The following is a 26,160-nucleotide window of genomic DNA, read 5'->3' as shown; positions in this document are numbered from 1 at the left end:
TCGACCTGGCATCTGACGCGCTGTGGGAACACTCGGCCTCGGCGACTGCCCGGGCAACGTCTGCCGCGGGTGAACTCCGGCGCACACGGTCCGGGTGCGTGGCATCAGGTAACGTCGTTCGCGGCCGTGACTGGCGCTGAGCAGGTGCACCTGCGGGGAGCGGCCCACCGGAGCATCCGAGCCGCGCGCCTGGGCGATCACCGTCCAGGAGGCCGCCATGTCCAGCCCCACCACCTTGTCCGGCACCGAACTCGCCGCCGAGCTGAATACGGCGAGCGCTGTCCGCGCAGCAGCGCTGCCCTTCACCCCGACCCTCGCCACCGTGCTCGTCGGCGACGACCCCGGCTCTGCCAAGTACGTGCAGATGAAGCAGCGCCGATGCGCTCAGTACGGCCTGAGGTCGCGCCACATTCACCTGCCGCCTGACACGACGACTGCAGAGCTCGTCGTCGCGTTGACCGACCTCGGCCGCGATCCCGAGGTGCAGGGCATCCTTCTACAGCATCCGCTCCCGCCGCAGATAGACGAGCGTGCCGCCTTCGACGCGATCCCGCTCCGGAAAGACGTGGACGGGACATCGAGCGCAGCGTTCGCCGCGGCGGCGCTCGGGCAGCCCGGCCACCGCAGCTGCACCCCGGCGGGGATCGTCCGACTCCTCGACCACTACGGCGCCGAGCTTGCTGGTGCAGACGTGGTGATCGTCGGCCGGAGCGCGATCCTCGGCAAGCCTCTGGCAGCGATGCTCACCGCGCGCGACGCCACCGTCACGGTATGTCACTCCCGGACCGCGAGCCTCGCTGCGCACACCAGTCGTGCCGACATTCTGATCGCGGCGGCTGGACGGCCGGGCTTGATCACCACCGACATGATCAGACCAGGCGCAGTCGTCGTCGACGCCGGATTCACACCAGGTGATGTGGTGCCGGACGCAGCCGAGGTGGCCAGCGCGATCACCCCTGTACCGGGCGGCGTCGGGCCGATGACGGTCGCGATGCTGCTGAGTCAGACAGTGGATGCGGCGGAGGCGGTGGTGGGCACCCGGTAGGTCGTTGGGCTCCATCTGCCGCCGGTGCGCCGCGGCGGTCGGTGACCGTCCTCCAGCATGCTGCGCAGGCCGCGCATCCACGTGGCCTCGTCCTGGGCCTACGTGGTGCCCGTGCGATAGCCGGAGGGGGTCACCCCGGTGTGGCGCCGGAAGGTGGTGGCGAAGTGGCTGGGGCTGGAGAAGCCCGCAGCGGCGCTGATCTCGGTGATCGGCATCGTCGTGGTCGACAGTAGGTAGCGCGCTCGGCTCAGCTTCCGCTCCAGCAGGTACCGATGCGGCGTGACATGGAACGTCGCCGCGAACGCCCGACCGAACTGATCCACGGTCAGCTCGGCGATCTCGGCCAGTTCTCGCAGGGTCACGTCCGGATCCCAGCCATCGTGGAGGCGCTCGAGGACGAGCGCCTGAGATTCGGGGCGCAGAGTCGTCGGGGCGTTCCGCGTCTCCGGAGACTTCAGGCTGTAGATGTCGAGGATGTGCAGGTGGGCGGCGTCCAGCAGGGATTCGTGAAGGAGCCTGCCGACGGCGTCGGTGCGTGTCGCCGTGCTCGCCATGCGCTCCACCAGGTAGTGCAGGAGCCGGTCCTCGGTTCCCGCGGCCGGGCGCAGTTCCGCTGATCGAGCCATCGGCGGGGGCAGGGTGATGCGGGCGATGTCACAGGCGCAGTGCTGCGCGACCGCTGCGCTCCGCGTACCGGCCGGGATCACCCAGACGCTGCCGCGGACGGGAGCGAGCGCGCCCCGCGGTCCGCGCTCGAACTCGAACTCCTTGGCCTGGGCGGTTCCGCGCCGCCACACGAGGACCTCATGGTTGGGATCGGTGAACTCCCATTCCAGCGAGTCGGTGTGTTCGTGACGCACGAACGACACTGCCGCGACGGTATGCACCACGCAATGCTAGCGCCGGCTCTGTCTGCGAGCCGCGCGACGTCGGCGCCCGGCAGGCGAATTGATTAGGTACATCAACTGATTCGCGTTTGCGTCAGCACTGCCGCCGTGTTGGCCGGTGCGGCGCGAAGCGCCGGGTTACCGTGATGTCCGGAAAGGGGAGTATGCGCAAATGTCTGGGAAGTGAGGGGCGCACGGGATGAGCGGTGCGAACGTCAGCCACCGACCGAAGGGCGGATCGCTCAGCCCGCGGCGATGGGTGGGTGTCATCGTCGTGACCGCGCTCCTCGTCGTCGGCGCTGCGGTGGTGGTGTGGGGGCGAGCCGGTGACGCGGACCCTCCCGGCGTCTCCGACCCCGCCGGCGTGTCGGCGCACCAGTACCTGGACGTGCCGGGAGTCGACCCGGAGACGTTGAGCGGCTTCCTGTTCCGGCCTCAGGCGCAGGACGCGAACGCAACCAGACCGACGATCGTCCTGATCCACGGCGGCGGTTGGATGAAGGGCGCCACCGCCGAGTACGTCCGCCCCGCCGCGCAGGCACTGGCCGCCCGCGGGTTCGTCGTATGGAGCCTGAACTACCGACGCAGTGGTGACGGGGGCGGCTGGCCCACCACGTTCACCGATCTCGCTGCGGGCGTCGACCACCTCGTCCGCCTGAAGGAGTCGGTGCCGGAGATCGACCTCGGCCGCGTGACGGTCGTGGGGCACTCCGCGGGAGGCCAACTCGCGGCGTGGACGGCGGGCCGGGGCACCCTTCCCGACGGTGCGCCGGGGGCGCATCCGGCGGTGCGACCGCACGCGGTCGTCTCTCTGGCGGGCGTCCTCGACATGCGGCTCTCGCTGACCAAGAACGATCACGTCCTGCGGGTCATGGGAGGCACGCCCGAGCAATTCCCCGATCGCTATCGGCTCGTCGATCCGCTCGAGCGGATGGATCCGCGGGTCCCGGTCGTGGCGATCACCGGCACCGACGACACCGTCGTACCGCCCCGCGAAGCCGCCGAGTACGTCGAGGCCCTCCGCCGGAAGGGCGGCAGCACCGCGCTCATCGAGATCCCCCAGACCGGCCACGGCGAGGTCATCGACGTCCACAACGCGTGGTGGCCCATGATCGCGAGCGCGATCGCCACCGTTGCCGAGCACGGGCCGCGGGCGGTGCCCGCCGGGGCGGGCGCCTGAGCGGGCGAGCAGGTCGACACCCGATCACGAACCGACAGCACAGATCCGAACCACGAAAGGAAACATCATGGTGCGCAAGCATTCCACCGCGATGATCGCGAGCATCGCCGCGGTCGTCCTCCTCGGCGCGGGCTGCTCGGACGATTCCGAGCCCGCCTCGACGACATCCTCGTCGGCGCCTCCGAGTTCCGCCGCTGCGACGCATCACCAGGCGCCCGCCGCGGGGCAGCCCGGCAAGCCCGCGACCGGAAACGGCGGCCACGCCGGACCGACGAAGACCGTCACCCAGCACCCCGGGGCGACGCGCACCGTCACCAAGCCGGCCCCGACTCCGGCGCCGGACAACGGTGGCACGTACAACGTTCCGTGCACCGGGCCCGATCAGGGCAGCGTCTGCACCAACCCGAACCACGGCGCCGGCGACGACCCCGACGAGAACGGCGGCGCGGTGATGCCGAACCCGAACGGCGACGGATCGGACGTGCCCTGCGAGGGCACCATCTGCACCAACCCGAACCACGGCGCGGGCACCGACCCGGACGAGAACGGCGGCGACAGCAGCGCCGAGGACGAGTAGCGCGGTGCTTGGCGCGCCCGTACCGGCTTCGACCGGCACGGGCGCGCCCTGCTATCACCCCGCGCCGAGACTCACAGCAGCTGCTCCGGCAGCGGGCCGCAGGCCTCGACCAACGGGCGCATGACTCGTTCGAAGACCGTGGCGTCGACGTCGCCCGGACTCAGGTCGCGCATCAGGGCGGCCACCCCGAGGGTCCAGAACGGTTGCCGCTTGATACCGGGGCCCTGGGGAGCGACGTCGTACAGATGCGACAGGAACGCCCCGACGCGCGTGCGCAGATCGTCGGGGATGCTCGGCCCCCACGAGTACAGGTGCGCCTCGGCGCGGTCCCATGCATTGCCGTCGCGCCGGATGCCGTCCAGGACGGCGTGCGCTTCGAGGGTGGTCATCAGTCCGAGCCGGTAACAGACTGCGTCCCAGGCCGGATGGGCCGCCGACGCGGTCGGCGCCATCAGGTGCGCCAGTTCGGCGGCGGAGGGCGGCGGGTACCGCGCCGCGAGGGCGCTCGTGCGCAGGTCTCGGGCGTCCCGGATCGCCTGCAACTCGTCCGGTACGAGCGGCAGATCCGGGCCGCACGGCGGCTCGAGCAGGAACACGCGTCGCGGATCGGCTCCGTCGACGAGTGCCGGCACGTGCCACCGCACGACCAGTCCGCTGAAGCCGGTGGGGTCGGTGCCGCTGCGCAGCTCCGTCCGGAAGGCGGCCCGGTCCGGCGGCTGGACCTCGACCGTCGCCGCGGCGCCGTCGACCTCGAGCACCAGCGCACGCGCATGGACGGGATCCGCCAGGTCCGGGACACCGACATCCGCCGATTCCGGGGCGTCGGTGGCGGGCCGTTGACGTCCGCGCAGTCGGTCCATCCACCCCATGGGCGCCCCACTCCAACCACCCACGGCGTTCCCCGTCCCTCGCGATCAGTACTGCGTCCACTGTATCCAGCTCCGGGACCGGCGGTGGCAGTGGACATGGAGGGTGATACGGCGGATTGCAGTTGTACCACGGGTGTAACGTCGGAGGCATGGGTCGGATCACGGTGCGTCGTGCGGTGGCCAAGGTCACCGTCGGCCAGGAGCCGCTGCGCCGGATCGACACCCTCGCCGTGGAGGAGCCGCTGGAGATCCGGGTCGCGGGAACGCCGCTCGCCGTCACCATGCGCACCCCGGGGCACGACGTGGAGCTGGCCGCCGGATTCCTGGTCTCCGAGGGCGTGATCGGCGTCGCCGAGGAGTTCCGGTCCGCGATCCACTGCGGCGGCCCCGGCACCGGCGGCGAGGTCAACGAGTACAACGTGCTCGACGTCGCCCTCGCGCCGGGCGTCGTGCCGCCGTCGCCGGACGTGACGCGCAACTTCTACACCACCAGCTCGTGCGGCATGTGCGGCAAGGCCAGCATCGACGCGGTGCGGACCGTCTCCCGGTTCGACGTGGCCGCGGATCCGGTCGCCGTCGGGGCCGAGGACGTGACGTCGTACCCCGACCGGCTCCGTGCCGAGCAGGCCGTGTTCGACAAGACGGGCGGCCTGCACGCCGCGGCGCTGTTCGACGTCGCGAGCGGCGAACTGCTCGTGCTCCGCGAGGACGTGGGCCGGCACAACGCCGTCGACAAGGTGATCGGCTGGGCGCTCCTGCACGGTCGCCTGCCGCTGCGCGGCGTCGTCCTGCAGGTGTCCGGCCGCGCCAGCTTCGAGCTGGTGCAGAAGGCCGTGATGGCCGGAATCCCGATCCTCTCCGCGGTATCGGCACCGTCGTCGCTCGCAGCCGAGCTCGCCGACGATGCCGGCCTCACCCTCATCGGCTTCGTGCGCGGTGACCACATGAACGTCTACAGCCAGCCCCAGCGAGTTCGACAGGAAGTCCGGGTATGACCACCGACAACCAGCCGCAGACCGCCCACGTGCCCGGGCTCCTGCCCGACGTCCCCCGCCAGGGCGGATTCGGTCCGGTGACCGACGCCCCCTGGTACAGCAAGCCGTACCACCACGCCGCGGCCTCGTGGGGCGCGGCGCAGTCGGTGGGCACCATCCTGGTCAAGCAGCGCGAGCTCATCCGCGGCACGCACTCGATGTTCGTGATGAACCATCCCACCGGGTACGACTGCCCCGGCTGCGCGTGGCCGGACGACAAGAAGCTCACGCTGGACTTCTGCGAGAACGGCGTCAAGCACGTCACCTGGGAGATGACGCCCAAGCGGGTGAAGCGGGACTTCTTCGAACAGCACACCGTGACCGAGCTGGCCGGCTGGACCGATTTCGACCTCGAGAACGAGGGCCGGCTGATCGAGCCGATGGTCTACGACGAGGCGAGCGACAAGTACGTCCCGATCGGCTGGGACGCGGCGTTCGCGCTGGTCGGCGACGCGCTGCGCGGCCTCAAGAGCCCGAACGAGGCGTCGTTCTACACGTCCGGGCGGCTCAGCAACGAGGCCACCTTCCTGTACCAGCTGATGGCCCGCGAGTTCGGCACGAACAACCTGCCGGACTGCTCCAACATGTGCCACGAGGCGTCGGGTCGCGCGCTGCAGGCCGCCATCGGCACCGGCAAGGGCACCTGTGACCTGCAGGACTGGGAGGAGGCGGACCTCCTGATCGTCATGGGCGTCAACGCCGCGTCGAACGCGCCGCGGATGCTCACCGCCCTCGCCGACGCCACGCGGCGCGGCGCGCAGGTCGTGCACATCAACCCGCTCGTGGAGGCGGGCGCGACGAAGACGATCGTCCCGCACGAGATGGTCGACATGGCGCTGTTCAAGGCGACGTCGGTCTCGGACCTGAACATGCAGGTGCGCCCGGGCGGCGACCTCGCGCTGATGCGCGGCATCGCCAAGGTCGTCTTCGAGGCCGCGGAAGCGGACCCGACGGTGCTCGACCGCGCCTTCCTCGAGGCGAGCACCGCCGACTTCGACGCCTACCGCGATCTGGTCGCGGCGACCGACTGGGCCGAGATCACCGCGCAGGCCGGCCTGCCCGAGGTCGAGATCCGCCGCGTGGGCGAGATGTACCTGCGCGCCGAGCGCGCGATCATCTCGTGGTGCCTCGGCGTCACGCAGCACGAGCACGGCGTCGACACCGTCCGCGAGATCACCAACCTGCTGCTGCTCCGCGGCAACATCGGCCGCCCCGGCGCCGGCCCCTCGCCCGTGCGCGGCCACAGCAACGTGCAGGGCAACCGCACCTGCGGCATCGACCACCGGCCGCCGCCGTGGACCGACAAGCTCGACGAAGTGTGCGGCATCGTCTCCCCGCGCGAGCACGGCCTCGACACGGTGACCACGATCGAGGCGATGCACGCAGGCACCGTCAAGGTGTTCGTCGGCATGGGCGGCAACTTCGTGCTCGCCGCGCCGGACACCGCGTACACCGCCGCCGGGTTGCGCAAGACCGACCTCACCGTGCAGGTGAGCACGAAGCTCAACCGCAGCCACCTGGTGCACGGCCGCACCGCGCTGATCCTGCCCTGCCTCGGCCGCACCGAGAAGGACGAGCAGGTCGCCGGGTTACAGGGCGTCACCGTCGAGGACGCGATGAGCATGGTGCACATCTCCCGCGGCAAGCGGCGCGCGGCGTCGAAGGACCTCAAGTCCGAGGTGGCGATCATCGCCGGCATGGCGAAGGCGACGCTGCCGGACAGCCGCACGCCCTGGCAGTCGTACGTCGACGACTACGACCGCATCCGCGACGTGATGGCGAAGGTGCTGCCGGGCTTCGAGGGCTTCAACGAACTGATCAAGAACCCGGGCGGGTTCCGGATCCCGCAGCCCGCGCGCGAGCGGGTCTTCAAGACCCCGTCCGGGAAGGCGAACTTCTCGCTTGCGCCGATGCCGAACGTGATCCCGGCCGACGACGACGTCCTCATCCTGGGGACCATGCGCTCGCACGACCAGTGGAACACCACCATCTACTCGGCCAACGACCGGTACCGCGGCATCAAGAACCTGCGCGAGCTGATCTTCCTGAACGAGGAGGACATGCGTGCCCGGGGACTCACCGAGGGCGAGTTCGTGGACATCACCGCCACCTCGCGCGACGGCTCCCAGCGCACGCTGCGCCGGTTCCGGGCGCTGCGGTACGACCTGCCCGTGGGCGCCGCCGCCGGCTACATGCCGGAGATGAACGCGCTCATCGGCATCGCCGACTACAGCACCCAGTCCGACCAGCCGCTCATGAAGAACGTGGTCGTGCGGGTCACCAAGTCGGCGTAGCTCAGGCCTTCCAGTCGATCCGCTCCACCTGCTCCGGCGGCCACTGCGCCGCCGGAGCGAACGGCTCGCCGGGGAGCGGCACGATCGAGACGGCCGAGGCGGGCTTGGCCGCGGGCGTACCGTCCTCGTCCAGGAGGAACAGCCACTGCCGGTAGCCGGCCTCGTCGCGCACGAACCGCACCTGGACGCTGGAGCCCAGCGGGATCGGCGCGAGGTACTCGATGATCGCGCGGTGCGGTGCGGCGAGCAGCGGGTCGCCGTTCAGGTCGTCCTCCACCAGCTGCCAGTACGCGGCGTTGTTGAAGTGCTGGTACGGGTCGAAGTCGGTGGCGCGCAGCGTCACCGTGTAGTCCCGCTCCGACGGCTCGGGCGCCTTCTCGGTATTGAGCGCCTTCCACCGCAGCCGCGTCTCGGCGACGTACTGCTGCAGGTACTCCATTCCGCCGTCGCTGATGTGGGTGGGCATGCCCGTCTCGGCGCTGAACCGGATCCAGAAGGCCTCGGTCTCGATGTGGCCGCCGGTGCTGCCGCGCAGCGTGATCCGCATGTTGCACCAGCGTGAGCTGGTGGACTCGCACCAGCGCAGCAGGTGCACGTCTGACGGCCAGTGCAGCGGCTCGAGCACGTCGATGATCGAGCGGCGCACCAGCCAGTACGGGTCCGTGGCGTCGAAGCCGCGGTGGAACATCTCGTCGTTCGCCATGTCCTGCAGGTACCGCGCGATGCCGTCGAGCCGGACCCGGCGTTCGGGATTCACATCACCGGTGCGCACCGGCCACGAGCGCTCGAACGACGGCCCTGGGGCGCGGCCTGCAGGAACTCGTAGGTGGTCGGGGTCGCTGCTGGCGTCGTCACGGCCCCGACCCTAGTACTGAAAGACTGTTCGGTGTGGCTGAGGTGACGATCGTCGGTGCCGGTGTGATCGGGATGTCGTGCGCGGTGCGCCTGCTGGAGGCGGGGCACGCGGTGCGGGTGTACGGGCGGGAGCTCGCGCCCCCGGCGCCGGGGCGGGCGGGCCCCGTCGGCACCGTGACCTCCGCGGTGGCCGCCGCGGTCTGGTATCCGTACCTCGCCGAGCCCCGCGACCGGGTGACCGGCTGGTCCGCCGCAGCGCTCGCGGAGTTCACGCGGCTGGCGGAGGCGGGGGTCGACGGTGTCGTCATGACGCCGGGCACCGAGATCTTCCGCGAGCCGGTGGACGAGCCGTGGTGGACCTCCGCGGTGCCGTCGGTGCAGCGCGTCGCCGAGCCGCGGCCCGGCTACGCTGAGGGCTGGAGTTTCGTCTCGCCCGTGATCGAGATGCCGCTCTACCTGCCGTGGCTCGCCGCCCGCGTGGCAGAGCTGGGCGGCACCGTCGAACAGCGGGACGTGGGCTCGCTCGCGGAGCTGGACGGGGCCGTGGTGAACGCGACCGGGCTGGGCGCGCGCGAACTGGTGGGCGACGCGTCGATGGAACCCGTGCGCGGGCAGGTCGTGTACCTCGAGCAGGTGGGCGTTCACCGGTGGTGGATCGACGATTCCGCGTTGGACCTGGGCGTGACCACCTACGTGGTGCCGCGCTCGCGCGACGTCGTCGTCGGCGGTACCGAGGACCACGGCGCGGAGGAGCTCGTCGCCGATCCCGCGACGGCCGACGCGATCGTCGCTCGGGCCCGCGCCCTGGTGCCGGAGCTGGCGGGCGCCCGGGTGCTCGGCCACAACGTCGGGGTGCGGCCCGCTCGCCCGACGGTGCGCCTCGAGCGGGTCGGTGACGTCGTCCACTGCTACGGCCACGGGGGCGCCGGCGTCACCCTGAGTTGGGGGTGCGCGGACGAGGTCGCGGCCCTGGTCGGGTGACGCCGAGGCGACTACCGTTGGAGTATGTGCCGGAACATCACTGAACTGCGGGGGCTCGAGCCCGCCGCCACCGACGAGGAGATCGAGGCCGCTGCGCGGCAGTACGTGCGCAAGGTCTCGGGCGTGCAGAAGACCAGCGACGCGAACCGCGACGCGTTCGAGCTCGCCGTCGCGAAGGTGACCGCCGCGACGGAGGAACTGCTCGACGCGCTGCCCGCGCGCCGGCAGCCGCCGAAGACGGTGCCGCCGCTGCGCCGCCCGGAGGTCCGGGCCCGCATCGCCGCGCAGGCGGCGCGCGCGGGCGCCTGAGCCGCGGGTCTCTCCACCCGTTCTCCACCCCGTGATCCACCCGCGGGTGGATCCGATCCGCGCAGGTCGCGGGCAGTGTCGAGGCATGGCACCGGCACTGGAACTCAGATCGCTCACCAAGCGCTACCGGACCTCGGCGGGGGAGGTGTTCACCGCCGTCGACGGCATCGACCTCACCGTCGCGCCCGGCGAGGTGGTGGCCTTCCTCGGCCCCAACGGCGCGGGCAAGAGCACCACCATCGACATGATCCTCGGGCTCGTCGCCCCGGATGCCGGCACCACGACGCACACCGGCACCGTCGCCGCCGTGCAGCAGTCGGGCGGGCTCCTGCCCGCCCTCACCGTGCAGGACACGGTCGAGCTGGTCGCGGCGCTGCACCCCGGATCCGATCCCGACGCCGCGATCGCGCGCGCCGGCCTCGGCGAGCTGCGGCGGCGCACCGTCGGGAAGTGCTCGGGCGGGCAGCAGCAGGCCCTGCGGTTCGCGCTGGCCCTGCTCGCCGAACCCGATCTCCTGATCCTCGACGAGCCCACCGCCGGCATGGACGTGGACGCGCGACGCCGGTTCTGGGCGACGGTCCGCGCCGACGCGCGCCGCGGCACCACTGTTCTGATCGCCACTCACTACCTCGAGGAGGCAGACCAGTTCGCCGACCGCGTCGTGATGATCGCCGGCGGGCGGATCGTGGCCGACGGCGCGACCGCGGACATCCGCGCCGCGACCGCGGGCCGGCGGGTCAGCGCCGTCATCGATCCCGACGGTGCCGCCGCCCTCGTCGCCGCCGTGCCCGGCCTCCGCGTCGCCGTGGTGCGCGGAGACACCACCGTGTTCGCCGTGGACGGCGGACTGGAAGAAGCGTTCCTGCAGCTCACCGAGGAGAAGCGATGACCACCGCGACCACCACCGCACCCTGGGGCCTCACGCCCCGCTTCCTGCTGCTCGACGTGCGGCGGCAGCTGCGCAACCGACAGACCCTGATCATCACCACGGTGCTGCCCGTGGTCCTGTACCTGGCGCTGCACGCCCAGACGGGGCCCGACGCGCGGTTCGCGCACGGCGACTTCGCCGCCTGGATGATGATCGGCCTCGCGCTGTACGGCGCGGCCGCGGCCGCGACCACGACCGCCGCGCAGGTCGCCGCCGAACGATCGACGGGGTGGGTCCGCACGCTGCGGCTGACCCCGCTGCGCCCGCCCGGCTACATCGCCTCCAAGGTGGTGAGCGCCCTGACGATGTCGGCGTTACCGGTGGTAGTGCTCGCCGTGCTGTCGGCCGTCACGGGCGCCGATGCGGAGCCGCAGGTGTGGGTGCTCTCTCTGCTGATCGCGTGGCTCGGCTCGGCGGTGTTCGGTGCGCTCGGCCTGGCGCTGGGGCTCGCGCTGCGGCCCGAGATCGTGCTGCACGTGCCCGGCCTGCTGCTCACCGTGCTCGCCTTCGGCGGCAATGTGTTCTTCCCACTCTCGGGCGGGATGCTGACGGCCTCGCAGTTCACCCCGATGTACGGGATCACGGCGTTGGCCCGCTACCCGCTGACCAGCGGCGAACTGCTCACCGGCGGGCACACCTCCCTGGTGGTGGCGGTGGTGAACACGGTCGCCTGGTTCGCGATCTTCGCCGGCGCCGCAGCCGTCGCTTACCGGCGCAGCGCGCAACGGTGACCGGTTTCGATGCGATTGTGAGCGGTATCACACCGGCGTAGCCTGAGGGCATGTCCACGACACGAACCACACCGAACCTGATCGAGCGGGTGAAGTACCTCCTGGGTATGCGCCTTCCCGATTCCATGCGTGACTGGGTGATCAACGACGCCACCGGCCCCGGCCACAACCGTCGCTTCTTCATTCGCGGGGCACTGATGTTCGTGCCCTTCCTGGTGGTGGCACTGGTCCTGCCCTCGCCCGGATGGGTCAAGGTGGCCCTCATCGCGATGATGCTGCTCCCGGCGATCGTCTTCGTCGGCGGCCTTCGCACCATCTACTTGCAGGAGCTGCTGGCCGACAACGGGATCGACCCGCACACCGAGAGCGGCAGCCAGCTCGAGGAGCACCGCCGCCGCGCCCGGGTCTACGAGGAGAAGTACCGGCGCCGGGCGGCGTAGCCTCGGCCGGGTGACGGTCGAGCGCGCATGGCAACCGGGGCACCTCCTGGACCTGCACGGCACCGTCGGGGTGGTGCGGCGCGGGGCCGGCGATCCCGCGTACGCGCGCACGCCCGACGGTGCGCTGTGGCGCGCGGTGCACACCCCGGACGGGCCGGGCACCCTGCGGCTCCGGGCGGCCGGCGGCACCGTCGTCGCGCAGGCCTGGGGGCGCGGCGCGCACTGGCTCGTGGAACACGCCCCGGCCCTGACCGGCGCGGAGGACGACCCGTCGGCCCTGGTCCCCCGGCACGCCGTCGTCGAGCGGGCGATCGCGGCGTCGCCCGGCCTGCGCCTGGCCCGGACCGGCCGGGTGTGGGAGGCGCTGGTGCCCGCGGTGCTCGAGCAGAAGGTCGTGGGCGCGGAGGCGTGGCGGGCGTGGCGCTACCTCGTCCGGCGGTACGGCACCGTCGCGCCCGGGCCGGACGCGATGCCCGAGCTGCGGGTGCCGCCGCCGCGCGCGGACTGGGCCGCCATCCCGAGCTGGGAGTGGCACCGGGCGGGTGTCGAGCCGGTCCGGATGCGGACGATCGTCGGGGCGAGCGCGGTGGAGGTGGAGCACCGGGCGCAGCGGCTGGCGGCGCTCCCGGGTGTGGGCCCCTGGACGGTGGCGGAGGTGACCGGGCGGGCGCTCGGCGATCCGGACGCCGTGCCGGTGGGCGACTACCACTTGCCACGGATCGTGGGAACAGCGCTGGTCGGCGCGGCGTTGGACGACGCGGGAATGCTCGAGGTGCTGGAACCCTACGCGGGCCAGCGCGGACGCGTGATCCGCCTGCTCAGCCGTGCCGGCGTGGACCGGGAGCGTCGCGGGCCGCGGGTGTCGGTGCGGGACTACCGGAGGCTGTAGGAGATCGATTTTGACCAGCGTGAGTTCAGGCGGGTAAGCTAGGTCGCCGTGCCTGGGTAACCAGGACGATTCTCACGTGCCCATGGTCAGGCCGGACATCCGGAACCACCCACAGGTGCGCGACACGCCCGACCTCGGGGTACGAGCGAGGCGGGCAGCTAGTTCCCGGAAACGGGGCTGACCAGCGGAAACGGCGCCAGCCGAGAACGTTGGTGGGGCCGCGCTGCGGAGTCCTCGCTCTCTTCTCGAGCGCGCGGGTTGCCCGGAGCTACAACCGCAGCAGAGAACCAAGCCGAACAGAAGAAGGAAACAGCGCTTCTATGCCGACTATCAACCAGCTGGTCCGTAAGGGCCGCCAGGACAAGAGGGCCAAGGTCAAGACGGCCGCCCTCAAGGGCTCGCCGCAGCGTCGTGGCGTGTGCACCCGCGTCTACACCACCACTCCCAAGAAGCCGAACTCCGCGCTTCGTAAGGTCGCCCGCGTGCGCCTGACGAGCTCGGTCGAGGTCACCGCGTACATCCCCGGCGAAGGCCACAACCTTCAGGAGCACTCGATGGTGCTCGTCCGCGGCGGTCGTGTGAAGGACCTCCCGGGTGTTCGTTACAAGATCATCCGCGGTTCGCTCGACACCCAGGGCGTCAAGAACCGCAAGCAGGCGCGGAGCCGCTACGGCGCGAAGAAGGAGAAGGGCTGATGCCTCGTAAGGGACCGGCGCCCAAGCGCCCTGTCGTCAACGACCCCGTCTACGGCTCGCCCGTGGTCACCCAGCTGGTGAACAAGGTGCTGCTGGACGGCAAGAAGTCCACCGCCGAGCGTATCGTCTACGGCGCGCTCGAGGCGACCCGTGAGAAGACCGGCACCGATCCGGTTCTCACCCTCAAGAAGGCGCTGGACAACGTCCGCCCGTCGCTCGAGGTGAAGAGCCGCCGCGTCGGTGGCGCCACGTACCAGGTGCCCGTCGAGGTGAAGGCCGGTCGTGCCAACACCCTCGCGCTGCGTTGGCTGGTGACCTTCACGCGGCAGCGTCGCGAGAAGACCATGGTCGAGCGGCTCGCGAACGAGATCCTCGACGCGAGCAACGGTCTGGGCGCTTCGGTGAAGCGTCGCGAGGACACCCACAAGATGGCCGAGGCCAACCGGGCGTTCGCGCACTACCGCTGGTGATCTGATTCCGGTCCGGCCGCTCGCGCGGCCGGCCGGATCACCGGAAGTACATCCATCCTCTTAAGAGAACGAGGCTTACCACCGTGGCACAGGAAGTGCTTACCGACCTCACGAAGGTCCGCAACATCGGCATCATGGCGCATATCGATGCCGGTAAGACCACCACGACCGAGCGCATCCTCTTCTACACCGGTGTGAACTACAAGATCGGTGAGACCCACGACGGTGCCTCGACGACCGACTGGATGGAGCAGGAGAAGGAGCGGGGTATCACCATCACCTCCGCCGCCGTGACCTGCTTCTGGAAGAACAACCAGATCAACGTCATCGACACCCCCGGCCACGTCGACTTCACGGTCGAGGTGGAGCGCTCGCTCCGCGTGCTCGACGGTGCCGTCGCCGTTTTCGACGGCAAGGAGGGCGTCGAGCCCCAGTCCGAGCAGGTCTGGCGCCAGGCCAGCAAGTACGATGTCCCCCGCATCTGCTTCGTCAACAAGATGGACAAGATGGGCGCGGACTTCTACTTCACCGTGCAGACCATCATCGACCGTCTCGGCGCGAAGCCGCTGGTCATGCAGCTGCCGATCGGTGCTGAGGACGCGTTCGACGGCGTGGTCGACCTGCTCGAGATGAAGGCCATCACCTGGCGCGGCACCGTCGCGATCGGTGCCGAGCCCACCATCGAGGAGATCCCCGCCGACCTCGCCGACAAGGCCGCCGAGTACCGCGAGAAGCTGCTCGAGACCGTGGCGGAGTCCGACGAGGCCCTCATGGAGAAGTACTTCGCCGGCGAGGAGCTCTCGATCGACGAGATCAAGGCCGCCATCCGCAAGATGACGATCGCCTCGGAGATCTACCCCGTGCTGTGCGGCTCGGCGTTCAAGAACAAGGGTGTGCAGCCCATGCTCGACGCCGTGATCGACTACCTGCCGAACCCGCTGGACATCGGCGAGATCCACGGCCACGCCGTGGGCGACGAGGAGAAGGAACTCTCCCGCAAGCCCAGCAAGGACGAGCCGTTCTCGGCCCTGGCCTTCAAGATCGCCGCGCACCCGTTCTTCGGCAAGCTCACCTTCGTCCGCGTGTACTCGGGTCACATCGACTCGGGTACGCAGGTCCTCAACGCGACCAAGGGCAAGAAGGAGCGCGTCGGCAAGCTCTTCCAGATGCATGCCAACAAGGAGAACCCGGTCGAGGACGCCGCCGCGGGCCACATCTACGCGATGATCGGCCTCAAGGACACCACCACCGGTGACACCCTCTGCGACATCGCGAACCCGATCGTCCTCGAGTCGATGACGTTCCCGGACCCGGTCATCAACGTCTCCATCGAGCCGAAGACCAAGTCGGACCAGGAGAAGCTGGGCGTCGCGATCCAGAAGCTCGCCGAGGAGGACCCCACCTTCTCCGTCGAGCTCGACGACCAGACCGGCCAGACCGTCATCGGCGGCATGGGCGAGCTGCACCTCGACATCCTCGTCGACCGTATGCGCCGCGAGTTCAAGGTCGAGGCCAACGTCGGCAAGCCGCAGGTCGCGTACCGCGAGACGATCCGCAAGGCGGTCGAGAAGCACGAGTACACCCACAAGAAGCAGACGGGTGGCTCCGGCCAGTTCGCGCGCGTCATCATCAAGCTCGAGCCGCTCGAGGAGACCGAGGACGGCGCGACCTACGAGTTCGTCAACGCCGTGACCGGCGGCCGCGTGCCGAAGGAGTACATCCCTTCGGTCGACGCCGGCGCGCAGGACGCGATGCAGTACGGCGTGCTCGCGGGCTACCCGCTGGTCAATGTCAAGGTCACGCTGCTCGACGGTGCGTACCACGACGTGGACTCGTCCGAGATGGCGTTCAAGATCGCCGGCGCGCAGGCCTTCAAGGAGGCCGCACGCCAGGCCGGTCCCGCCATCCTCGAGCCCATCATGGCTGTCGAGGTCACGACCCCCGAGGACTACATGGGTGAAGTGATCGGCGACCTCAACTCCCGCCGTGGCCAGATCCAGGCCATGGAGGAACGCAGTGGTGCCCGCGTCGTCAAGGCGCAGGTTCCGCTGTCGGAGATGTTCGGCTACATCGGCGACCTCCGGTCGAAGACCCAGGGCCGGGCGAACTACTCCATGGTCTTCGATTCGTACGCCGAGGTTCCGGCGAACGTGTCGAAGGAGATCATCGCGAAGGTGAACGGGGAGTAGTTCTCCCCGCTCTCCGGAGCGTGGCGCTCAGGCGCTGGCGCCTCGGCGTCGAACAACAACAGTAAGTAATCACCCTTGCGGGGCAACCGGCCCGGCAAGCACTCAAGTCCAGGAGGACACCAAGTGGCGAAGGCGAAGTTCGAGCGGACCAAGCCGCACGTGAACATCGGCACCATCGGTCACGTCGACCACGGCAAGACCACCCTGACGGCTGCCATCACCAAGGTTCTGGCCGACGCGTACCCGGATATCAACGAGGCCTCGGCGTTCGATCAGATCGACAAGGCGCCCGAGGAGAAGGCTCGTGGCATCACGATCAACATCTCGCACGTCGAGTACCAGACCGAGAAGCGCCACTACGCTCACGTCGATGCGCCGGGTCACGCCGACTACATCAAGAACATGATCACCGGTGCTGCCCAGATGGACGGCGCGATCCTGGTCGTGGCCGCCACCGACGGCCCGATGCCGCAGACCCGCGAGCACGTGCTGCTCGCGCGCCAGGTCGGCGTGCCGTACATCCTGGTCGCCCTGAACAAGTGCGACATGGTCGACGACGAGGAGATCCTCGAGCTCGTCGAGATGGAGGTCCGCGAGCTGCTGGCCTCGCAGGAGTTCGACGAGGACGCCCCCGTCGTCCGCGTCTCGGGCTTCCAGGCCCTGCAGGGTGAGCAGAAGTGGGTCGACTCGGTCCTCGAGCTCATGAAGGCCGTCGACGAGTCCATCCCGGACCCGGAGCGCGCCACCGATCAGCCCTTCCTCATGCCCGTCGAGGACGTCTTCACGATCACCGGTCGTGGCACCGTCGTCACCGGTCGTGTCGAGCGCGGCGTGATCAACGTGAACGAGGAGGTCGAGATCGTCGGCATCCGCGAGAAGTCGACCAAGACCACCGTCACGGGCATCGAGATGTTCCGCAAGCTGCTGGACTCGGGCCAGGCCGGCGACAACGTGGGCCTGCTGGTCCGTGGCCTCAAGCGTGAGGACGTCGAGCGCGGCCAGGTCGTCGTGAAGCCGGGCACCACCACCCCGCACACTGAGTTCGAGGGCCAGGCGTACATCCTGTCGAAGGACGAGGGCGGCCGCCACACCCCGTTCTTCAACAACTACCGTCCGCAGTTCTACTTCCGTACCACGGACGTGACCGGCGTCGTGACCCTCCCCGAGGGCACCGAGATGGTCATGCCCGGCGACAACACCGAGATGAGCGTCAAGCTCATCCAGCCGGTCGCCATGGACGAGGGCCTGCGCTTCGCGATCCGCGAGGGTGGCCGCACCGTCGGTGCCGGCCGCGTCACCAAGATCATCGCCTGATCTTCGGTACCAGCTGAAGCGGCGCTCCACCCCACACGGGGAGGGGCGCCGCTTTCGTCTGTTCGGGATGGGTACGTACTTTCGCAGCGGACTCCGCCCGGTGGCGGCGGCAGTCGGCGATAATCCGTCTACACGTGAGGCGGGGCCTCACCGGACGTGAGGAGACGACGATGCGGAAGCCGACGAAAGCGCTGGTCGCGGGAATCATGGCGGTGGGATTCGCCACGGCGGCCCAGGCTCCGGCGCATGCGGACGGGCGCCTCGACGAGGGGCGGTTCATGGTGGTCACGAGCAACAGTCCCGATTCCGCGAAGCCTTTCGGCGCGCGCACCACGGGGCCCCAGATGCTGCGGTTCGGGTACCGGGCCTGCGCGGAACTCGACCGGCACCCCGCGAGTGCCGTAGCGGCGACGCAGGCGCTGTACGGCCAGCGGACGAACCCGGAGTGGGCTCGGCAGCAGGTGGTGTTCTACGCCGCCCAGTACCTGTGCGAACGGCACTGGGACCGGTACAAGAGCACCGTGTAAGCCGTCCGCAGCCCACCGGAGGCGGGCGGTCGACCGGCCTCGATCGACCGCCCGACCTGCTATCCGCTCTTGCGGCGGAACTGCTGCTGGTGGCTCTCCGAGCCGTGCGTGTGCTGCGGCTTGGCGGATCCGTCCAGATGAGCGGACCCCTGGCGATTCGACGCGTTCTTGCGTTCGAGTGCTTCCTTGAACTTGTCGGCGATACCGTCGGCGGGCATGGTGTCTCCTCTCTCGCGTGGGTTCACGCTAAACCGGACAGGGGCGGATGTCATCCTGGTTTCGGCCAAGGAGGTAGGACATGGGTACGTACGTCATCACCGGAGCGGCGTCGGGGCTGGGGGCCGCCACCGCCGAGCGGCTGCACGCGGACGGGCACGGTGTGATCGGCGTCGACCGCGCCGGAGCGGGGGCCGATGTCGAGGTGGATCTGGGGACGCCCGCCGGACGGTTCGAGGCGGTCGCCCGGGTCGGCGAACTGGTGGGTTCCGCCCCGCTCGACGGGTTCGCGGCGTTCGCAGGGCTCGGGCCGGCAACGGGCCGTGCCGGCGCGGAGCTCGTCGCGGTGAACTACTTCGGGTCGGTGGACCTGCTGGTGGGGCTGCGGCCGCTGCTGGCGCGGGGACCGTCGGCGGCGCTGCTGGTGAGCTCGAACTCGACGACCACCCAACCGGGTTGGCCCGTCGAGCTCGCGCAGACGTGCCTGGCCGGTGACGAGCACGCCGCCTGCGACCTCGCCGACTCCTACGGCGAGTTCGGCTCCGTGCTCGCCTACCCGGCCACCAAGGCGGCGCTGGCGTACTTCGTGCGCAGCCACGCAGCGGAGTACGTGCGGCAGGGCGTCCGGCTCAACGCCATCGCGCCCGGGCTCATCGACACGCCGATGACGCAGGCCGGCCGCAGCGACCCGTCGCTCGGGGCGGCGATGGACGCGTTCCTCGAGCTCATCCCCGCCGGCCGCGCCGGGAAGCCCGACGAGATCGCCGAACTGGCGGCGTTCCTTCTCGGGCCGCGGTCCGGCTACTGCGTGGGCTCCGTCGTCTTCGCCGACGGTGGCCTCGACGCCCAGCAGCGCCCCACCGACTGGCCCCGCCCGGCGCCGCTGCCGGAGCAGGAGTAGGTCAGAACCGGATCACCTGGCGGACGGCGGCACCGTCGGCCAGGGAGTCCATGCCCTCGTTGATCTGCTCCAGCGTGATCACGCCGCTGATCAGCTTCTCCACCGGCAACCGGCCGGCCCGCCACAGCTCCACGTACCGGGGGATGTCGCGCTGCGGCACCGCGGAACCGAGGTAGCTGCCGATGATCGTGCGGGCCTCGGCGGTGAGCACGAGGGGCTGATCTCGGATCGCGCCGCGGGGTTCGGCAGCCCGACGGTGACCGTCCGCCCGCCCACGGCGGTGGCCGCGACGGCGGCTTCGAACGCGCGCGGGTGCCCGGCCGCCTCGATCACCACGGGCGCGCGCACGCCCTCGGCCGCCAATTCCTCTGGCGTGTAGGCGAGATCGGCCCCTAGCTCGCGCACCGCGTTCAGCTTCGCGGGCTGCGCGTCGACGCCGATCACGCGGCCGACGGCACCGTCGGCCTGCAGGGACAGGGCGGTGAGGACGGCGGCCATGCCGACCCCACCCAGGCCGATGACGATGACATCCGCGCCGTCCGTGGGCATTCCGGCGTTGAGCACCGCGCCGCCGCCGGTGAGCACCGCGCAGCCGAGCACGGCGGCGATCTCGGGCGGCACGTCGGCATCCACGCGCGTCACCGACCGGACGTCGACCACGGCGTGCGTGGCGAACCCGCTCACGCCCAGGTGATGGTGCACGGCCTCGCCGCCGCGGGTGAGGCGCCGGCCGCCGCCCAGCAGCTCGCCGGCGTTGTTGGCGACGCTGCCCGGCGTGCACGGGAGCTGGCCGTCGGTACGGCAATTGGCGCACTCGCCGCAGCGGGGAAGGAACGCCATCACCACGCGGTCGCCGATCGCGAGCCCCTCGGGCTCGGCGCCCGGGCCGAACGCCTCGATGATCCCCGCGGCCTCGTGACCCAGCAGCATCGGCACGGGCCGCACGCGGTTCCCGTCGACCACCGACAGGTCCGAATGACACAGTCCCGCGGCCTCGATGCGGACCAGGAGCTCGCCCGGCCCGGGCTCGGCGAGCTCGAGCTCGGCCACCGAGATCGGCGTCGACTCGGCGTACGGACGCGCGCGCCCGATCTCCTCCAGCACCGCTCCGCGGATCCGCATCAGTACTCGACCTCCAACTCCGGCGACGTCGGTTTCGCCTGGCACCCCAGAATGTAGCCGTCCTCGGCATCGTCGGGGTCGAGACCGTCGGTCACGGCCATCTCGACGGTGCCCTTGGTCAGCTTGCACAGGCACGTGGCGCACTCGCCCGACTGGCACGAATACGGCACGTCGTGGCCGTTGTTGATGAGCACGTCCACCAGCGACTCGTCCTTCGGCCACGGGACCGTGAACGTCGCCCCCAGGTTGTGGACGGTGACCTCCGGCGCGTCGTCCTCGATCACCACCTCGTGCGGCACGATATCGGCGAAGGCGTCGCCGGTGAGCGAGGCGTAGATCTCCTGGTGCACCAGCTGGCGCGGCGTGCCGATCACCTTCGCGGCCTCCTTGCACGCGGCCATGAACTCGTCGCGGCCGCACAGGTACGTCGGGCGTGAGTGGTACGGGGTGAGCAGGGCGGCCAGCATGTCGGCGTCGGGGATGCCGCGCTCGGACTCCATCCACCAGATCACCGTGAGCCGCTCGTGTTCCACCTCGAGCCGCGCGATCCGTTCCCGGAAGATCGTGGCGGCCGGGTCCGCGTTCGCGTACAGCAGCGTGATCGGCTGCGTGCCGGTCCGCAGCGCGGCCGCGAGGATCGACATGACCGGGGTGATGCCGCTCCCGGCGGCCAGCAGGAGCAGGGGGACGTCCAGGCTCTCCGGTACGAAGACGCCCGACGGGGGCAGGACCTCCAGCTCGGAGCCCGCGGTGATGTTGTCGCACAGCCAGTTCGAGGCGTATCCGTCGACGGTGCGCTTGACGGTCACGCCGGGCTTGGTGCCGTCGAAGGGCGAGGTGTACAGCGAGTACGACCGCGCGACGGACCCCGTCCGCTCCGACGGGACACGCACGGTGACGAACTGGCCCGGCCGGTAGTCCCATTCCGCGTCGAACACGAACGACTTCGCCAGGTCCGTCTCGTCGATCACCTCGGTGACGGTGACGATCTGGCTGCGGCTCGAATGGGGGGTGAGGCTCATGCCTCCAGGTTATCGGGGCGCGAACCGAGCCAAGCGGCGTGCTCGCGGCCGAGCGCGGTGGAGGGACTCCCCGTAGATCCACTCGCGGCAGATCGCGTGCCAGTCGGCGGACGCCTCGAGTCGGCCGATCATGCCGAACGTGAGCAGCTCCGCGCGGCGGGAGAAGGTGTGCGCCGCGGGCATGCGGAGCGGGGGATCGGCGGGCGGCGGCGACGTGGCGACGGCCACGGCGCGCTTGACCTCGGCCGTCGTGATCGTGGCGGCGCCGGGCCGCAGGTGCCAGGGGCGGACAACCGGAAGTAGCGCAGCAGCGCGTCGGCGTCGGGGCCGGGCCCGCGCACCGCCCCGGCGGAGCGCAGGAGCGTGGCCAGATCGTCGCCGCGGCCGTCCACCGCCGCCCGGAAGCAGGCGCGCTCGAACTCCGCCGATACCGGCCCGAGTGTCTTGTACAGGCCGTAGTCGAGGAACGCGATCCGCCCGTCGTCGCAGACCAGCACGTTGCCGGGGTGCGGATCGCCGCAGAACTCGCCGTCCCCGAACACGCCGCCCACGAAGAAGCGGTGCAGGATCTCGCCGGCCCGGTCCCGCACGTCCCGGCCCGCGGTCTCGAGCGCGGCGAACCGCGCACCGTCGACGTACTCGGTGACGAGCACCCGCCTGCCGGACAGGTCCGGCAGCGCCGCGGGCACCCGGATGAACGGGTGGCCGGCGTACCGTCGGGCCACCCGGGCCTGCGCCGCGCACTCGCCGGGGTAATCGAGTTCGGTCATGATCGTCCGGCTGATCTCGGCGAGGACCTCGTCGGAACGGATCGCGGTGGTGCGGCGGCCGCGCCACACGGTGAGCAGCAGGGCGAGATTCTTCAGGTCGGCGCGGATCGCCCGCTCGATGCCGGGGTACTGGACCTTGATCGCCACGTCCCGGCCGTCGGCGGTGGTGCCGCGGTGGACCTGGCCGATCGAGGCGGCGGCCATCGGCTCCGGGTCGATCGCGGCGAACGCCCCGGCCGGGCAGTCCGCCTCGATCACCGGCAGCAGCTCGGTGAACTCGGCCGCGGGCGCGCGGTCGGTGAGCGCGGTCAGCTTGTCCTGGAAGGCGGGCTGGGCGTGCTCGGGCACGAGTCCCAGGTCGACGGTGGCCAGCGCCTGTCCGACTTTCATCGCCGCGCCCCGCATGGATCCCAGGGCCGCGACCAGACGGTCCGCCGCCCGCAACGCCGCGCGTTCCTCGGCGGCCCGGCGCTGCTCGGCGGACCCGGGCCGCACGGTCGCCCGGGCGACCGTGCCGTCGACCGCGTTCCGCGCGACGGCCCGGCCGAGCCTCGCGCCGCGCCGTAACCGGGTGGCCGGCTCGTCCTCGTTCATGTGCTCAGCGTAACCGCATCCGACACCGGCGTAGAATTTCAGATACCATCGGTATATGTCTCATGACGTGATCATCGTGGGCGCCGGCTTCGGAGGCATGGGCGCCGCGATCGAACTGCTGGGCCGCGGCCGCTCCGACATCGTGATCCTGGAGCGCGAGGACGACCTGGGCGGCACCTGGCACGTGAACCGCTACCCGGGCCTGGCCGTCGACATCGCGTCGGTCACCTACTCGTACTCGTTCGAGCCGAACCCGAACTGGTCGCGCCTGTACGCGCCCGGTCCGGAGCTCAAGAAGTACGCGAGCCACGTGGCCGACAAGTACGGGCTGCGCGGGCTCATGCGCTTCGGGGTGGACGTGACCGGAGCGCGGTGGGACGCGGCCGCCGCCGAGTGGGAGGTCACGGTGGTCCGCGACGGCGGCCTCGAGCAGAAGCTGCGCACCCGCTTCCTGATCACGGCGACCGGGTTCCTCAGCCAGCCCAAGCTGCCCGATGTCGAGGGCATCGACGATTTCGCCGGCACCGTCATCCATTCCGCGAAGTGGGACGACGACGCCGACCTCACCGGTGAGCGCATCGGCGTGATCGGCACCGGCGCCACCGGCGTGCAACTGATCCCCGAGCTGGCGAAGATCGCGGGGCACCTCACGGTGTTCCAGCGCACCCCGATCTGGGTGGTGCCCAAGGTCGACTTCGCGGTGCCCGGCCCCGTCCGGTCCCTGTTCGCGCGGCTCCCGATCACGCAACGCGCTGCGCGCCTGGCCAATTCGACGGCGCTCGAAGTCCTCAACACCGTCGGCGTGCTCAACTTCAAATACGGCCACCGGTTCAACGACGTCGCGGCACTGCTCGCGAAGGCGCACATGTTCGCGCAGGTCCGCGACCCGCGGACGCGGGCCGCGCTGACCCCGTCGTACTCGTTCGGCTGCAAGCGGCCCACCTTCTCCAACACCTACTTCCCGGCGTTCTCGAAGCCGAACGTGACGTTGGAGGCCGCGTCGATCCGGCGCGTGCTGCCGCACGGCATCGAGATGGCCGACGGCACCGTCCACGAGCTCGACGCGCTGGTGCTGGCCACCGGATTCTCGCTGTGGGAGAAGAACTTCCCCGCGATCGACGTGACCGGCCGGGACGGCCGCAATCTCGGCGAGTTCTGGCGCTCGACGCGATTCCAGGCGTACGAGGGCATGGCGATCCCCAAGTTCCCCAACTTCTTCGCGCTGCACAGCCCGTACAGCTACACGGGCCTGAGCTACTTCTGGACCATCGAGGCGCAGATGACGCACCTGCGCCGGGTCTTCGACGAGCTCGACCGCACCGGGTCGCGCACCGTCGAGGTGACGGAGCAGGCGAACGCGCGGTTCCTCGACACCATGAGCGCGCGCCTGGGCCGGTCCGTGTTCCAACTCGGCTCGTGCGAGGGCAGCCGCAGCTACTACTTCGACCCGCACGGCGAGGCGACGCTGCTGCGGCCCAGCTCCGTCATCGGCGCCCGGCGCGACGCCCGCACCTTCCCGATCGAGGACTACGCGTTCGGCTGATCGAGCAGGGCGATCACCGCGTCGGCCGCCTTGGCCGGGGCGCCGGACTTCGACGGGGCCAGATCGTGCGCGGCGGCGACCTCGACGACCGTGGTAGGTCCCGCGATGAGCGCAGCGGCGTCCGCCAGCTCCTCCGGGGTGGCGAACGGGTCGCGCCTGCCGTGCACCAGCACCGTCGGGATCGTGATGTCCGGCAGGTGCGCCGTGCGCGCCTTCTCCGGCCGGCCGGGCGGGTGCAGCGGATAGGAGAGCAGGAGAAGCCCGTCGGGACCCTGCGCGTCCGGGCCGGGGCCCTCCGCGACGGCCATCGACGCCATCCGCCCGCCGTAGCTGTGCCCGCCCCACAGAACTGGCCCGTCGTTCGAGAGTTCCAGCGCGTGGGCGGTTTCCGCGAAGGCGGCCCGGTCGGCGGCCTGGCCCGACGGTGACGGTGGTCCCTTCGGGCGGTTCCGCCGGAACGGCAGGTCGATGCGGACAGTGCGCACGCCGCGCTGCGCGAGCTCCTCGCCGAGCAGCCGCAGCATCGCCTGGTCGCGGTTGCCGCCGGCGCCGTGCGCCAGGATCAGAGTCGCGCGAACGGCATCGTCGGGATCGTGAATCGAGAGCCAGGTCACCCGTCCAGCCTACGGGCAAGTTAACGTGCATTCATGACTGATTCGAAGCAGGGTCCGCTCGTCGGACTGAAGGTGGTCGAGTTCGCCGGTCTCGGCCCCGCCCCGCACGCCGCGATGCTCCTCGCCGACCAGGGCGCCGACGTCGTCTCGGTGCAGCGGCCGGGTGTCGGCGTCGCCGGGCTCACGGGTAGGCCGCAGGGCGTCAAGCGCGGCCGCACGATCGTCGAGGCGGATCTGAAGGACCCGGACGACATCGCGACGATCCTCGACCTGATCGACCGCGCCGATGTCATCGTCGAGGGCTTCCGTCCGGGCGTCATGGAACGCCTGGGCCTCGGCCCCGACGTGGTGCTCGAGCGCAACCCGCGCATCGTCTTCGCCCGGATGACCGGCTGGGGCCAGGACGGACCGTTCGCGCAGCGTGCCGGCCATGACATGAACTACATCTCCCTCACCGGCCTGCTGCACGCGATCGGCCGCACGGGGAGCGGCCGGTGCCGCCGCTGAACCTGGTGGGTGACTTCGCCGGCGGCTCGATGTTCCTCGTGTTCGGCGTGCTCGCCGCACTGTACGAGCGCAACGTCTCGGGCAAGGGACAGGTCATCGACGTCGCCATGGTCGACGGTGCTTCCCTCATCGGGCAGATGCAGTGGGACTTCCGCGGTCAGGGCATCTGGAGCGACGAACGCGGCGTGAACACGCTCGACGGTGGCGCGCCGTTCTACGACACCTACGAGACCTCGGACGGCAAGTACGTCTCCGTCGGCGCGATCGAGCCACAGTTCTTCGCCGAGTTGCTCGACAAGCTGGGCCTGAAGCAGGAGGACCTGCCCTACCAGCTCGATCAGGCCCGCTGGCCCGAGCTGCGCGCCGCGCTGGAGGCCGCGCTGAAGACGAAGACCCGCGACGAGTGGGCCGAGATCTTCTTCGACTCCGACGCCTGCGTCGCACCGATCCTCACCTTCGAGGAGGCGTCGAAGCACCCGCACATGGCGGCCCGGCGGAACCTGCAGGAGGTCGGGGGAGCGATGGCCCCGATGCCCGCGCCGCGCTTCTCCCGCACGCCCGCCGCGACGCCGGTGGCGCCGTCGGCGGAGACCGCCGATCCCGCCACGCTCTGGCGCGACTGACGCAGCTGTCCGGTATCGACCGGTCGGCCGCGGC

25 protein-coding genes and 2 pseudogenes are annotated in these 26,160 nt (G+C 70.5%); 19 read left to right on the top strand and 8 right to left on the bottom strand.

All coding sequences use genetic code 11. The features are described 5' to 3' along the window. The first annotated feature begins 217 nt into the window (after positions 1–217). Complete coding sequence (locus MTP03_RS18560; protein WP_248489471.1) at positions 218–1,045, top strand: bifunctional 5,10-methylenetetrahydrofolate dehydrogenase/5,10-methenyltetrahydrofolate cyclohydrolase; 828 nt, start codon at positions 218–220, stop codon at positions 1,043–1,045. 98 nt (positions 1,046–1,143) lie between these two features. Here the strand turns inward: MTP03_RS18560 and MTP03_RS18555 are convergent, their stop codons facing one another. Continuing rightward, positions 1,144–1,932, bottom strand: a complete 789-nt coding sequence (locus MTP03_RS18555) for a helix-turn-helix transcriptional regulator (protein WP_248489470.1) — start codon at positions 1,930–1,932, stop codon at positions 1,144–1,146. Positions 1,933–2,131: 199 nt separating this feature from the next. On the opposite strand from MTP03_RS18555, the gene MTP03_RS18550 reads away from it, so the two are divergent. Continuing rightward, positions 2,132–3,112, top strand: coding sequence for a S9 family peptidase (locus MTP03_RS18550; protein ID WP_248489469.1), 981 nt, complete (start codon positions 2,132–2,134; stop codon positions 3,110–3,112). Between the two features lie 67 nt (positions 3,113–3,179). Further along, positions 3,180–3,689, top strand: coding sequence for a hypothetical protein (locus MTP03_RS18545; RefSeq protein WP_248489468.1), 510 nt, complete (start codon positions 3,180–3,182; stop codon positions 3,687–3,689). A gap of 71 nt (positions 3,690–3,760) precedes the next feature. On the opposite strand, the gene MTP03_RS18540 is transcribed toward MTP03_RS18545, so the two are convergent. Further along, on the bottom strand, positions 3,761–4,558 hold the full coding sequence (locus MTP03_RS18540) for a hypothetical protein (protein WP_248489467.1): 798 nt from the start codon (positions 4,556–4,558) through the stop codon (positions 3,761–3,763). A 149-nt stretch (positions 4,559–4,707) separates the two neighbouring features. Here MTP03_RS18540 and fdhD point away from each other — a divergent pair, with 149 nt between their 5' ends. Both fdhD and MTP03_RS18530 read left to right on the top strand, forming a co-directional pair. After that, entirely contained in the window at positions 4,708–5,553 is an 846-nt protein-coding gene (gene fdhD, locus MTP03_RS18535; RefSeq protein ID WP_248489466.1) for a formate dehydrogenase accessory sulfurtransferase FdhD, read from the top strand. Then, positions 5,550–7,886: an FdhF/YdeP family oxidoreductase gene (locus MTP03_RS18530; RefSeq protein WP_248489465.1), complete on the top strand. Its 2,337-nt coding sequence runs from the start codon at positions 5,550–5,552 to the stop codon at positions 7,884–7,886. The genes fdhD and MTP03_RS18530 overlap by 4 nt, the downstream gene beginning before the upstream one ends. Position 7,887: 1 nt before the next feature. Here MTP03_RS18530 and MTP03_RS18525 read toward each other — a convergent pair whose 3' ends face one another. Further along, on the bottom strand, positions 7,888–8,658 hold the full coding sequence (locus MTP03_RS18525; RefSeq protein WP_248489464.1) for an acyl-[acyl-carrier-protein] thioesterase: 771 nt from the start codon (positions 8,656–8,658) through the stop codon (positions 7,888–7,890). Between the two features lie 116 nt (positions 8,659–8,774). On the opposite strand from MTP03_RS18525, the gene MTP03_RS18520 reads away from it, so the two are divergent. From MTP03_RS18520 to MTP03_RS18470, 11 genes are all read left to right on the top strand, one after another. Then, complete coding sequence (locus tag MTP03_RS18520; protein WP_248489463.1) at positions 8,775–9,722, top strand: FAD-dependent oxidoreductase; 948 nt, start codon at positions 8,775–8,777, stop codon at positions 9,720–9,722. A 24-nt stretch (positions 9,723–9,746) separates the two neighbouring features. Continuing rightward, positions 9,747–10,031 carry a DUF2277 domain-containing protein gene (locus MTP03_RS18515; protein ID WP_248489462.1) on the top strand — a complete coding sequence of 95 codons (285 nt, stop codon included), beginning with the start codon at positions 9,747–9,749 and terminating at the stop codon, positions 10,029–10,031. Between the two features lie 85 nt (positions 10,032–10,116). Next, the gene (locus MTP03_RS18510) at positions 10,117–10,920 is read left to right on the top strand and encodes an ABC transporter ATP-binding protein (RefSeq protein ID WP_248489461.1); all 804 of its coding nucleotides are present in this window, start codon (positions 10,117–10,119) and stop codon (positions 10,918–10,920) included. Continuing rightward, positions 10,917–11,690 carry an ABC transporter permease gene (locus MTP03_RS18505; protein WP_248489460.1) on the top strand — a complete coding sequence of 258 codons (774 nt, stop codon included), beginning with the start codon at positions 10,917–10,919 and terminating at the stop codon, positions 11,688–11,690. Before MTP03_RS18510 ends, MTP03_RS18505 begins: the two co-directional genes overlap by 4 nt. Before the next feature lie 50 nt (positions 11,691–11,740). Continuing rightward, a complete protein-coding gene (locus MTP03_RS18500; protein WP_248489459.1) occupies positions 11,741–12,130 on the top strand; it encodes a DUF5313 family protein in 390 nt (129 codons plus the stop codon). A gap of 10 nt (positions 12,131–12,140) precedes the next feature. Further along, positions 12,141–13,019: a DNA-3-methyladenine glycosylase gene (locus MTP03_RS18495; protein WP_248489458.1), complete on the top strand. Its 879-nt coding sequence runs from the start codon at positions 12,141–12,143 to the stop codon at positions 13,017–13,019. A gap of 320 nt (positions 13,020–13,339) precedes the next feature. Continuing rightward, positions 13,340–13,714 carry a 30S ribosomal protein S12 gene (rpsL, locus tag MTP03_RS18490; protein ID WP_248489457.1) on the top strand — a complete coding sequence of 125 codons (375 nt, stop codon included), beginning with the start codon at positions 13,340–13,342 and terminating at the stop codon, positions 13,712–13,714. Continuing rightward, the gene (gene rpsG, locus MTP03_RS18485; protein WP_248489456.1) at positions 13,714–14,184 is read left to right on the top strand and encodes a 30S ribosomal protein S7; all 471 of its coding nucleotides are present in this window, start codon (positions 13,714–13,716) and stop codon (positions 14,182–14,184) included. Before rpsL ends, rpsG begins: the two co-directional genes overlap by 1 nt. Positions 14,185–14,267: 83 nt before the next feature. Then, on the top strand, positions 14,268–16,373 hold the full coding sequence (gene fusA, locus MTP03_RS18480) for an elongation factor G (protein ID WP_248489455.1): 2,106 nt from the start codon (positions 14,268–14,270) through the stop codon (positions 16,371–16,373). A gap of 123 nt (positions 16,374–16,496) precedes the next feature. Then, positions 16,497–17,687: an elongation factor Tu gene (gene tuf, locus MTP03_RS18475; RefSeq protein WP_248489454.1), complete on the top strand. Its 1,191-nt coding sequence runs from the start codon at positions 16,497–16,499 to the stop codon at positions 17,685–17,687. A 170-nt stretch (positions 17,688–17,857) separates the two neighbouring features. Further along, entirely contained in the window at positions 17,858–18,214 is a 357-nt protein-coding gene (locus MTP03_RS18470; RefSeq protein WP_248489453.1) for a DUF732 domain-containing protein, read from the top strand. A gap of 59 nt (positions 18,215–18,273) precedes the next feature. Here the strand turns inward: MTP03_RS18470 and MTP03_RS18465 are convergent, their stop codons facing one another. Continuing rightward, on the bottom strand, positions 18,274–18,432 hold the full coding sequence (locus MTP03_RS18465) for a DUF5302 domain-containing protein (protein ID WP_248489452.1): 159 nt from the start codon (positions 18,430–18,432) through the stop codon (positions 18,274–18,276). A gap of 80 nt (positions 18,433–18,512) precedes the next feature. Here MTP03_RS18465 and MTP03_RS18460 point away from each other — a divergent pair, with 80 nt between their 5' ends. Beyond that, on the top strand, positions 18,513–19,331 hold the full coding sequence (locus MTP03_RS18460) for an SDR family oxidoreductase (RefSeq protein WP_248489451.1): 819 nt from the start codon (positions 18,513–18,515) through the stop codon (positions 19,329–19,331). Position 19,332: 1 nt separating this feature from the next. On the opposite strand, the pseudogene MTP03_RS18455 reads toward MTP03_RS18460, so the two are convergent. From MTP03_RS18455 to MTP03_RS18445, 3 genes and pseudogenes are all read right to left on the bottom strand, one after another. Continuing rightward, positions 19,333–20,453, bottom strand: a pseudogene (locus MTP03_RS18455) (alcohol dehydrogenase catalytic domain-containing protein). Further along, positions 20,453–21,475, bottom strand: a complete 1,023-nt coding sequence (locus MTP03_RS18450; RefSeq protein ID WP_248489450.1) for a ferredoxin--NADP reductase — start codon at positions 21,473–21,475, stop codon at positions 20,453–20,455. The pseudogene MTP03_RS18455 and the gene MTP03_RS18450 overlap by 1 nt, the downstream one beginning before the upstream one ends. A 128-nt stretch (positions 21,476–21,603) precedes the next feature. Then, entirely contained in the window at positions 21,604–22,839 is a 1,236-nt protein-coding gene (locus MTP03_RS18445; RefSeq protein ID WP_248489449.1) for an AarF/ABC1/UbiB kinase family protein, read from the bottom strand. 55 nt (positions 22,840–22,894) lie between these two features. On the opposite strand from MTP03_RS18445, the gene MTP03_RS18440 reads away from it, so the two are divergent. Further along, the gene (locus MTP03_RS18440; protein ID WP_248489448.1) at positions 22,895–24,382 is read left to right on the top strand and encodes an NAD(P)/FAD-dependent oxidoreductase; all 1,488 of its coding nucleotides are present in this window, start codon (positions 22,895–22,897) and stop codon (positions 24,380–24,382) included. Here the strand turns inward: MTP03_RS18440 and MTP03_RS18435 are convergent. Continuing rightward, positions 24,367–24,996, bottom strand: a complete 630-nt coding sequence (locus tag MTP03_RS18435) for an alpha/beta fold hydrolase (protein ID WP_248489447.1) — start codon at positions 24,994–24,996, stop codon at positions 24,367–24,369. The two genes, MTP03_RS18440 and MTP03_RS18435, sit on opposite strands and share 16 nt — an antisense overlap. Before the next feature lie 33 nt (positions 24,997–25,029). Between MTP03_RS18435 and MTP03_RS18430 the strand changes: the two are divergent. Continuing rightward, positions 25,030–26,126: pseudogene (locus tag MTP03_RS18430) on the top strand (CaiB/BaiF CoA transferase family protein). The last annotated feature ends 34 nt before the right edge of the window (positions 26,127–26,160 follow it).

The sequence above is a fragment of the Tsukamurella sp. PLM1 genome (assembly GCF_023168325.1).
In the GTDB taxonomy this organism is placed as follows: Bacteria; Actinomycetota; Actinomycetes; order Mycobacteriales; family Mycobacteriaceae; genus Tsukamurella.
Note: the sequence above shows the minus strand (reverse complement) of the source record. Positions and strands in the feature narration are given on the sequence as shown.

Bases quoted from the DNA above. Each gene is read 5' to 3' on its own strand.
- MTP03_RS18510 (WP_248489461.1), top strand. From the start codon at position 10,117: ATGGCACCGGCACTGGAACTCAGATCGCTCACCAAGCGCTACCGGACC.
- MTP03_RS18470 (WP_248489453.1), top strand. From the start codon at position 17,858: ATGCGGAAGCCGACGAAAGCGCTGGTCGCGGGAATCATGGCGGTGGGA.
- MTP03_RS18540 (WP_248489467.1), bottom strand. From the start codon at position 4,558: ATGGGGTGGATGGACCGACTGCGCGGACGTCAACGGCCCGCCACCGAC.
- MTP03_RS18560 (WP_248489471.1), top strand. From the start codon at position 218: ATGTCCAGCCCCACCACCTTGTCCGGCACCGAACTCGCCGCCGAGCTG.
- rpsG (WP_248489456.1), top strand. From the start codon at position 13,714: ATGCCTCGTAAGGGACCGGCGCCCAAGCGCCCTGTCGTCAACGACCCC.
- MTP03_RS18545 (WP_248489468.1), top strand. From the start codon at position 3,180: ATGGTGCGCAAGCATTCCACCGCGATGATCGCGAGCATCGCCGCGGTC.
- MTP03_RS18450 (WP_248489450.1), bottom strand. From the start codon at position 21,475: ATGAGCCTCACCCCCCATTCGAGCCGCAGCCAGATCGTCACCGTCACC.
- MTP03_RS18515 (WP_248489462.1), top strand. From the start codon at position 9,747: ATGTGCCGGAACATCACTGAACTGCGGGGGCTCGAGCCCGCCGCCACC.
- MTP03_RS18440 (WP_248489448.1), top strand. From the start codon at position 22,895: ATGTCTCATGACGTGATCATCGTGGGCGCCGGCTTCGGAGGCATGGGC.
- MTP03_RS18465 (WP_248489452.1), bottom strand. From the start codon at position 18,432: ATGCCCGCCGACGGTATCGCCGACAAGTTCAAGGAAGCACTCGAACGC.
- MTP03_RS18460 (WP_248489451.1), top strand. From the start codon at position 18,513: ATGGGTACGTACGTCATCACCGGAGCGGCGTCGGGGCTGGGGGCCGCC.
- fdhD (WP_248489466.1), top strand. From the start codon at position 4,708: ATGGGTCGGATCACGGTGCGTCGTGCGGTGGCCAAGGTCACCGTCGGC.
- MTP03_RS18500 (WP_248489459.1), top strand. From the start codon at position 11,741: ATGTCCACGACACGAACCACACCGAACCTGATCGAGCGGGTGAAGTAC.
- rpsL (WP_248489457.1), top strand. From the start codon at position 13,340: ATGCCGACTATCAACCAGCTGGTCCGTAAGGGCCGCCAGGACAAGAGG.
- MTP03_RS18530 (WP_248489465.1), top strand. From the start codon at position 5,550: ATGACCACCGACAACCAGCCGCAGACCGCCCACGTGCCCGGGCTCCTG.
- MTP03_RS18550 (WP_248489469.1), top strand. From the start codon at position 2,132: ATGAGCGGTGCGAACGTCAGCCACCGACCGAAGGGCGGATCGCTCAGC.
- MTP03_RS18445 (WP_248489449.1), bottom strand. From the start codon at position 22,839: ATGAACGAGGACGAGCCGGCCACCCGGTTACGGCGCGGCGCGAGGCTC.
- MTP03_RS18505 (WP_248489460.1), top strand. From the start codon at position 10,917: ATGACCACCGCGACCACCACCGCACCCTGGGGCCTCACGCCCCGCTTC.